Raw genomic sequence first — 8,750 nt, 5'->3', positions numbered from 1 at the left:
ATGAAATTTTCGATTTCCCGAGAGGCGCTGTTACGTCCGCTGACTCTGGTCGCAGGTGTTGTCGAGCGCCGCCAAACGCTACCAGTACTTTCAAATGTACTGATCCAGGTAGAGGGCGACCAAGTGTCGCTTACCGGTACTGATTTAGAGGTTGAGCTTGTTGGGCGCACGGTGGCCAGCCAGGTTGACCAGGCGGGTGCAGCAACGGTGCCTGCTCGCAAGCTGATGGATATTTGTAAATCACTGCCTGATCAGTCCGATATTCAGCTAGCCGTTGAAGAGGGCCGTGCGGTCTTACGCAGTGGCCGTTCACGTTTTACCCTGTCGACGCTTCCGGTAGCCGAGTTCCCCAATATAGAAGATGCGGACGGCAGTCAGGAAATCAGCGTACCTCGCGGCACCTTAAAGCACCTGATTGAAGCCACCTCATTTGCGATGGCGCAGCAAGATGTCCGTTATTACCTCAACGGTATGTTGCTGGAAATCCAAAGCAACCTGCTGCGTACGGTCGCGACTGACGGTCATCGTTTGGCGATGTGCTCACGCCCCATTGAAGTGTCTGTTAGTCAGTCACAAAAGCTGATTGTACCTCGCAAGGGTATCCTTGAGCTGTCGCGTTTGCTGGATGACAGCGATGAACCTGTCAGCCTGACGCTGGGCTCCAGTCATGTACGTGCTCACACGGGCGATTTCACCTTCACCTCTAAGCTCATCGACGGTAAATTCCCTGACTATGAACGCGTAGTGCCGCGCAACGGCGATAAAGTGCTGATTGCCGAACGCGCTGCGCTGCGCCAAGTGCTTTCGCGTACCGCTATTCTCTCTAATGAGAAATACCGTGGTGTACGGCTATACTTTGAGGAAAACAACCTTAAAGTAATGGCCAACAATCCGGAACAGGAGGAAGCCGAGGAAAATATCGCTGTTGAGTATAACGGCGGCGCGATGGAGGTCGGTTTTAACGTTGGCTATCTAGTCGATGTACTGACGGTGCTGAACGAAGAACGCGTGCAGATTACCCTGGCCGACCCTAACAGTAGTGCACTGCTTGAAGTGCCCGGCGGTGGTGATGCACTTTATGTGGTTATGCCAATGCGCCTGTAAAGGGGGTTTGGATCATAGCATTGCACATGCAAGCTACATTAGCGGTGCTTCTGGTAGCAGAAGCACCGCTTTCTCATTGGATGCAATACTCTTTATTTGCGGACTATTTTAAGTGGTGATAATAGGATGAGCCTGACACTGCTTAATTTCCACGGTTTGCGTAACCTCCAGCCAGTCGAAATGACGCCCTCATCACGTATTAACGTTATTAGTGGCGCCAATGGCAGTGGTAAAACCAGCCTTCTCGAAGGCGTGCATATTCTGGGTATGGGACGCTCGTTCCGTACACGCCAGTTGAAGCACACCATTCAAGCCGATAAACCCCATATGACGCTGTACGGACGGTTAAGCGGTGAGCCTGAGGTTACCCTTGGTGTACGCCGTTTGCGTGCCCAGAGAGAGCTAGAGCTTCGTCTAAAGGGAGATAAAAACGCCCGCTTGGCGGAGCTTGTCGAAGCGATGCCGTTGCAGTTAATCAACCCTGACGCTTTTCGACTGCTTGAAGGTTCTCCTGCTGGTCGCCGAGAGTTTCTCGACTGGGGAGTGTTTCACGTGAAACATGACTTTTTGGGAATCTGGAAGCGTACCCGGCGTGCGTTGAAACATCGGAATGCACTGCTCAGGCGTGGTAGAATACACCCTCAGGAAATAGTGGTGTGGGAGCAGGAACTCGCCATTTGGGGCGAACAGATGGATGCGTTGCGCCGTGCATGGTTTAGTGACTTTTTGCCAGTCTTTGAAGAGACGCTTAAGGTGCTACTTCCATTGCCTGGATTGTCGATTCATTACGCGAGGGGCTGGGATAAAGAGCGCTCTCTTTCGGCAGCGCTACACGATAGCCGACCCACTGATCAACAAATGGGCTTCACGCAGCAAGGCCCGCAGCGCGCAGATTTGCGTATCCGAGTAAACAAGCAGCCTGCTATCGAAGTGCTTTCCAGAGGCCAGCAAAAGTTAGTGGTGAGCGCCTTGAAACTCGCCCAAGGGCGGTTTCTGGAAAGAACAGCACAGCGGCACTGTATTTATCTCATCGACGATTTGCCAGCAGAACTTGATGAGCAAAATCGGCATCAGTTTTGTGGGTTACTTGAAGACATGCAGTGCCAAGCATTTATTACCAGCGTCGAACCTTCTGCGTTAAGTAGTACCTGGCGGCCTGATACTTTGGTGAAGATGTTTCACGTGAAACATACTGAACAAGGGCTGAGCCAGTTAGTGCTGGCTAGCTAGCGCGAAGAGTAGACGATACGGAATGAGACAGACTTCACGACGGAGTGGTCAATGAGCGAGCAGGCTTACGATTCATCAAGCATTAAGGTGCTCAAGGGGCTGGACGCAGTGCGTAAGCGTCCAGGAATGTATATTGGTGACACCGACGACGGTACCGGTCTGCACCACATGGTCTTCGAGTTGGTGGATAACTCCATCGATGAGGCCTTGGCTGGGCATTGCAGCGAAATTCGCGTTGTCATTCACCCGGATGAGTCAGTCACCGTTAGTGATAACGGCCGCGGCGTACCCACTGAACTTCACGAAGGCGAGGGGGTGTCCGCTGCTGAAGTTATCATGACGGTGCTGCACGCAGGCGGCAAATTCGACGATAACTCCTATAAAGTTTCTGGTGGGTTACACGGCGTTGGCGTTTCTGTTGTAAACGCACTGTCTGCCGAGCTGCGCTTGACCATTTGGCGCCAGGGCGAAGTGTTTGAACAGATGTACCATCACGGTGTGCCTCAAGCACCGTTGGGCGTTGTGGGCAAAACCGAAAAAAGCGGTACCCGCGTCCATTTTCGCCCTTCCCCTGAAACCTTTGGCAATATCGAGTTCCATTTCGATATTCTTGCCAAGCGGTTGCGTGAACTCTCTTTCTTGAATTCCGGTGTTGCGATCCGATTGTTCGATGAGCGCAGCGGTAAAGAAGAGCTATTCCATTACGAAGGCGGCTTAAAAGCCTTTGTTGATCACCTGAATACCAATAAAAGTGTCATTAACCCGGTATTCCACTTTAACGCTATTCGTGAAGATGGCGTTGAAGTTGAGGTGGCCATGCAGTGGAGCGAAGCCTTCACTGAAAATATTTTTTGCTACACCAATAATATTCCTCAGCGAGACGGTGGCGCGCACTTGGCAGGCTTCCGAGCGGGGCTTACCCGTACGCTCAATAACTATATTGAAGCTGAAAACCTGCTCAAAAAGGCCAAGGTCAATACCACCGGTGACGACGCCCGTGAAGGCTTGACTGCGATTATTTCGGTCAAAGTGCCGGATCCTAAATTTTCGTCGCAAACGAAAGATAAACTAGTCTCCAGCGAAGTTAAGACTGCCGTTGAGCAGGAGATGAGCCGCCTGTTTTCTGAGTATCTGGTTGAAAAACCTAACGAAGCTAAAGCGATCGTTAATAAGATGCTGGATGCGGCGCGGGCGCGTGAAGCCGCCCGCAAGGCGCGTGATATGACCCGCCGTAAAGGCGCGCTGGATATTGCCGGCCTGCCCGGTAAGCTGGCGGATTGCCAGGAAAAAGATCCAAGCCAGTCTGAACTCTACCTGGTGGAGGGTGACTCGGCAGGGGGTAGTGCCAAGCAGGGCCGTGACCGGCGTACCCAGGCTATTTTGCCGCTCAAGGGTAAAATCCTGAACGTCGAAAAAGCACGTTTTGATAAAATGCTTTCTTCAGCTGAAGTAGGCACGTTGATTACTGCACTTGGTTGCGGCATCGGCCGCGAAGAGTTCAACCCTGATAAGCTGCGCTACCACTCCGTCATTATCATGACCGATGCGGACGTGGATGGCTCACATATTCGTACGCTATTGCTGACGTTCTTTTTCCGTCAGATGCCGGAACTGATCGAGCGTGGCCATATCTTCATTGCCCAGCCGCCGTTGTATAAAATCAAGCGCGGTAAGCAAGAGCTCTATCTGAAAGATGAGCAGGCGATGGTGGATTATTTAACCACCACGGCCCTGGACGGCGCTGGATTACACGTTAATGCCAATGCACCAGGCATCTCGGGTTCTCAGTTAGAAACGCTGGTAAACCAGTACCGTAACGTCATGAAACGGATTGATCGCTTGTCACGGGTTTACCCCAATGAAGTGCTCAAGCAGATCATTCATACGTCCGCGCTTAAAGGTGAAGAAAGCCTGAAAGATCGCGTAACCATGCAGAACTGGATTGATGAAATTCAGAAGACCATGGATGACATGGTTGCCTATGAAGGTGGTCCGCGTTATCACTTCCACCTTCAAGAAGATTCTGAACGTGGACTTTTCCTACCTACCGTCTCGCTGGTGGCTCATGGTGTAACCACAGAGTACACGTGGGGACTCGACTTCTTTGAAAGCGCTGATTATCGGGGCATCGCTGAGTTGGGCGAAACGCTGGATGGCTTCCTTGAAGAGGGCGCGTTTATTGCCCGAGGGGAACGTCAAAAGCCTGTATCTCACTTCTCCGAAGTGCTGGCATGGCTGATGCAAGAGGGCCAGCGTGGTCTATCGGTGCAGCGTTATAAAGGTCTGGGTGAAATGAATCCAGATCAGCTTTGGGATACCACCATGGATCCCGATAGCCGCCGAATGCTGCGGGTGACGATCGAAGATGCGGTGGGTGCTGACATGATGTTCAACACGCTGATGGGTGATGACGTTGAACCACGTCGCGACTTCATCGAAACCAATGCGCTAGTGGCTAACCTAGACGTATAAGAGACGTTTGCTACTATCGTCATTGTTTCACGTGAAACATAGTGACGATCATTAACGAAAAGCGCCGTAGTCTCCTAGCGGCGCTTTTTTGATTACAGATCGGTATCTACTGCTTCGTAGTGATCAGCCAGTCCACAAAGTGAGCTAAATCATCGAAAGCATGTGCTTTTTCAAGCCCAATACCCTTGGCTTCAGTTTTTGCTCCTTTTCCGGTTCTAACCAGTACAGTACGACAGCCGACTGCTTCGCCTGCTTGTAAATCTCGCAGACTGTCTCCTACCATCCAGCTCCCTGCCAAGCTTGCCAGCCCCAACTGCTGCTGAATCTGATGCAGCATTCCAGGCAATGGTTTACGGCATTGACACTTGTCGTTAGGCCCATGGGGGCAGTAGGCGATGTGAGCGATGCTTCCGCCTTCCTTTTCCACCAACGCTAACAAGCGATCATGCATGCTCTGGAGCGTTGCTTCATCATAATAGCCACGGGCAATGCCTGACTGATTGGTCGCCACCACTACTGTAAATCCCGCATGACTGAGGCGAGCAATGGCGGCAATTGAAGAGGGGTAGGGCACCCATTCATCAAGGGATTTTATGTAGGCATCAGAATCAAGATTAATGACGCCGTCACGATCCAGAATGACAAGTTTTCCGGCACTTAGCATAGAAATCCTATTGGTACGGTTCGGCGATACTTGATGTCCGCGATTTTTATCGACTATCTTACTCGGACTCGCAGCAGTGTTTCACGTGAAACATATATTCCCAGTTAACAAAAAAGCCCAACCGTTTAGACGGCTGGGCTTGTAGCGACCAATCAAGCGATGACTACTGGGGAAGAAGTGAGATATCGGCCACTTCTAGGAAGAGCGCTTGAAGGCTAGCGAGTAGAGCCAAGCGGTTGCGCTGAATAGCGGGGTCATCCGCCATCACCATTACCTGGTCAAAGAAAGCATCCACCGGTTCCCGCAGGGTAGCAAGAGTGTCCAATGCTTGCTGATAGTTGCCTACAGCAAACAGTGGGGCCACTTGTGTCTGGCTTCCGCTCACCGCATCGAACAACGCTCGTTCGGCATCTTCCTGCAATAAGTTTTGATCAACCTGGGTACTACCATTGTGCTCTTGCTTAGCCAGGATGTTAGAAACACGCTTGTTAGCGGCTGCCAACGCGGCTGCTTCATCACGCTGGGCAAAAGCTTTCACGGCCCGCAGGCGGCGAGCGAAGTCGAGAGGATTGGTCACCGGGCGAGCGCGTACCGCAAGGTACATTTCAGCACTGATACCTTCTTCCTGGCCCCAGGCGCGGAAGCGATCCAGCATATAGGTCAGCACGTCCTCAACCAGGCCATCGGCCTTGGGTAGGCTCTGGTGCTGCTCAGCGGCAACGGTGAGTAGCTCGCGCAGATCAAGATCCAGCTCGCCTTTGATCATAATGTTGAGCACGCCAATCGAGGCACGGCGTAACGCAAAGGGATCCTTCGCGCCGGTAGGGCGTTGGCCAATACCGAAGATACCCACCAGGGTATCCAGCCGATCAGCCAGGGCTAACGCCTTACCGGTCGAACTCTGGGGAATGACATCAGTGGCGAATCGCGGTAGGTACTGCTCTTCAAGCGCTTGGGAAACCTCCGCGGGCTCACCATCCTGCTCGGCGTAGTAACGCCCCATGATGCCCTGTAGCTCGGGGAATTCGAGCACCATTTCGGTCACAAGGTCACATTTGGCAAGCGCCACGGCGCGCTGGGCCTGGGCCACATCGCCGTTGATCTGCTCGGCAATAAAGGTCGCGATAGCGGTGCTGCGACGGGCTTTGTCCGCTAAGGTGCCCAGCTGCTGCTGGAAGACAACGCTTTCCAGCTGGGGAATGCGCGAGGCCAGTGTGCGCTTGCGGTCGGTTTCGTAGAAAAACGCTGCGTCGGCTAGGCGCGGGCGAATGACTTTCTCGTTACCGGCAATGACCTGATCGGGGTCGGCGCTATCGATATTAGCGATGGTGATAAACAGCGGTTTCAGCTTGCCAGCGTCATCCAGCAGGTGAAAATATTTCTGGTTGGCCTTCATCGAAGAGATCAGGCACTCAGCGGGCACTTCCAGGAAACGCTCATCAAAACTACCGGTAAGCGCTACCGGCCATTCAACCAGTCCGCTCACTTCGACCAGAAGGTCTTCATCAATAACGGCGGTGGCTTCTTGGACTTCGGCTTCTGCCAGCACCTGCTCGCGGATACGTTCTCGGCGCTGCTCGCGATCGACCAGCACGTAAGCATTTTCCAGCGCAGCCACATACTCATCGGCATGGGTCAACTGAATGGCATCAGGGGCGTGGAAGCGATGACCGTAAGTGGTACAGCTTGCCTGTAGGCCTAGCGCCTCAGCAGCCACGACATCGCTACCGTAAAGCGCCACCAGCCAATGAACCGGGCGCGAGAACTCAATCCGTGAAGCGCCCCAGCGCATATTTTTAGGCACAGGGAGGGCACTGATGGCTTTGCGGATAATCTCGGGCAACAGCGCTTGAATAGATTCACCCGGCTGCTGCTCGCGGTAGCCAAGCCAAGTGCCTTTATCGGTTTCCAAATGAATCAGCTCATCGACGCTAACCCCGCAGGAGCGGGCGAAGCCTTCCGCAGCTTTCGTGGCCACGCCATCCTTAAAGGCCGCCGCCAGTGCGGGGCCACGGCGCTCAACGTCGCGGTCAGGCTGTTTATCGGCCAGCTCACGGACTTGAACCGCTAACCGACGAGGGGTCGCAAAGGCCGTCACGCTGGCGAAGGGAACGTCGGCTTCTTGCAGGCCTTTCTCTATTCCTGCGGAAAACGCATCGGAAAGCGCATCCAGGGCCGTGGGTGGTAGCTCTTCTGCACCCAGTTCTAGTAAAAGCGTATTAACAGCCATTAGTCGTCTCCCTGATCGGCGAGTAGTTCGCGGCGAAGTGTTTCTGGCGCCATGGGGAAACCTTCGGCCTTGCGCGACTCAAAGTAGGCGGTGGCCACATCGCGGGCCATGGTACGAACACGCAGAATAAAACGCTGACGTTCGGTGACCGAAATAGCGTGGCGGGCATCCAACAGATTGAACGTGTGCGATGCTTTTAAGACTTGCTCATAGGCGGGCAGCGGTAGGCTGGCAGTGAGCAGTTTGCCACACTCTTTTTCCTGATGGTCAAAGCTAGCAAATAGCTGATCCACATCGGCATGTTCAAAGTTGTAAGTGGACTGCTCGCGTTCGTTTTGCAGATACACATCGCCATAGGTGACCTTGCTGCCGTCTGGGGCAATGGCCCAAATCAGGTCATAGACGCTGTCGACGTCCTGCAGGTACATGGCGATACGCTCAAGCCCATAGGTCAGCTCGCCGGTAACCGGGTAGCACTCAATGCCACCTGCCTGCTGAAAATAGGTAAACTGGGTGACTTCCATGCCGTTTAACCAGATTTCCCAGCCCAGGCCCCAGGCGCCTAGCGTTGGGGATTCCCAGTTATCTTCGACAAAGCGGATGTCATGAATCAGTGGGTCGAGACCGAGCCGCTTGAGTGAGCCCAGATAAAGATCCTGCAGGTTGCTGGGCGATGGCTTCATCACCACCTGAAATTGGTAGTAGTGCTGAAGGCGGTTAGGGTTCTCGCCATAGCGGCCATCAGTAGGGCGCCTTGAAGGCTGCACATAGGCAGCGTTCCAGGTTTCGGGGCCAATCGCCCGCAGGAAGGTGGCGGGGTGGAAGGTGCCCGCGCCAACTTCCATATCAAGTGGCTGAAGGATGACGCAACCCTGTTCTGCCCAGTACTGCTGCAGAGCAAGGATCAAGCCCTGAAAGGTCGACACATCGGGTGTCGATTGGTTTGTCGAGACACTCATCGCGGAAAGCACCGTTGGCCATGAATTCATAAGGCGTCAAGTATACAATCCTAGGCAGATGGGTTATAGGCACGTATGCCAACAAGCCGCT

6 protein-coding genes are annotated in these 8,750 nt (G+C 53.4%); 3 read left to right on the top strand and 3 right to left on the bottom strand.

Annotated elements, in window-relative coordinates; all coding sequences use genetic code 11:
- The 3 genes from dnaN to gyrB all read left to right on the top strand — a co-directional run bounded on the left by dnaN (nucleotide 1) and on the right by gyrB (nucleotide 4,806).
- Nucleotides 1-1,104, top strand: coding sequence for a DNA polymerase III subunit beta (gene dnaN / locus KO116_RS21310; RefSeq protein WP_035556372.1), 1,104 nt, complete (start codon nucleotides 1-3; stop codon nucleotides 1,102-1,104).
- Nucleotides 1,105-1,230: 126 nt separating this feature from the next.
- The gene (gene recF, locus KO116_RS21305) at nucleotides 1,231-2,334 is read left to right on the top strand and encodes a DNA replication/repair protein RecF (RefSeq protein ID WP_035556376.1); all 1,104 of its coding nucleotides are present in this window, start codon (nucleotides 1,231-1,233) and stop codon (nucleotides 2,332-2,334) included.
- Between the two features lie 51 nt (nucleotides 2,335-2,385).
- Complete coding sequence (gene gyrB / locus KO116_RS21300; protein WP_008959109.1) at nucleotides 2,386-4,806, top strand: DNA topoisomerase (ATP-hydrolyzing) subunit B; 2,421 nt, start codon at nucleotides 2,386-2,388, stop codon at nucleotides 4,804-4,806.
- Between the two features lie 106 nt (nucleotides 4,807-4,912).
- On the opposite strand, the gene gmhB is transcribed toward gyrB, so the two are convergent.
- The 3 genes from gmhB to glyQ form a co-directional block, all read right to left on the bottom strand.
- A complete protein-coding gene (gene gmhB, locus KO116_RS21295; protein ID WP_008959110.1) occupies nucleotides 4,913-5,470 on the bottom strand; it encodes a D-glycero-beta-D-manno-heptose 1,7-bisphosphate 7-phosphatase in 558 nt (185 codons plus the stop codon).
- Between the two features lie 163 nt (nucleotides 5,471-5,633).
- A complete protein-coding gene (glyS, locus tag KO116_RS21290; RefSeq protein WP_035556379.1) occupies nucleotides 5,634-7,700 on the bottom strand; it encodes a glycine--tRNA ligase subunit beta in 2,067 nt (688 codons plus the stop codon).
- Complete coding sequence (glyQ, locus tag KO116_RS21285) at nucleotides 7,700-8,659, bottom strand: glycine--tRNA ligase subunit alpha (protein ID WP_035556381.1); 960 nt, start codon at nucleotides 8,657-8,659, stop codon at nucleotides 7,700-7,702. Before glyQ ends, glyS begins: the two co-directional genes overlap by 1 nt.
- Nucleotides 8,660-8,750: the final 91 nt, after the last annotated feature.

Origin of the sequence: Halomonas sp. KO116 (assembly GCF_000734975.2) — a bacterium.
GTDB lineage: Bacteria > Pseudomonadota > Gammaproteobacteria > Pseudomonadales > Halomonadaceae > Vreelandella > Vreelandella glaciei.
Note: the sequence above shows the minus strand (reverse complement) of the source record. Positions and strands in the feature narration are given on the sequence as shown.

Excerpts from the sequence above, each read along its gene's own strand:
- glyQ (WP_035556381.1), bottom strand. The coding sequence starts at position 8,659 with ATGAGTGTCTCGACAAACCAATCGACACCCGATGTGTCGACCTTTCAG.
- gyrB (WP_008959109.1), top strand. The coding sequence starts at position 2,386 with ATGAGCGAGCAGGCTTACGATTCATCAAGCATTAAGGTGCTCAAGGGG.
- dnaN (WP_035556372.1), top strand. The coding sequence starts at position 1 with ATGAAATTTTCGATTTCCCGAGAGGCGCTGTTACGTCCGCTGACTCTG.
- glyS (WP_035556379.1), bottom strand. The coding sequence starts at position 7,700 with ATGGCTGTTAATACGCTTTTACTAGAACTGGGTGCAGAAGAGCTACCA.
- recF (WP_035556376.1), top strand. The coding sequence starts at position 1,231 with ATGAGCCTGACACTGCTTAATTTCCACGGTTTGCGTAACCTCCAGCCA.
- gmhB (WP_008959110.1), bottom strand. The coding sequence starts at position 5,470 with ATGCTAAGTGCCGGAAAACTTGTCATTCTGGATCGTGACGGCGTCATT.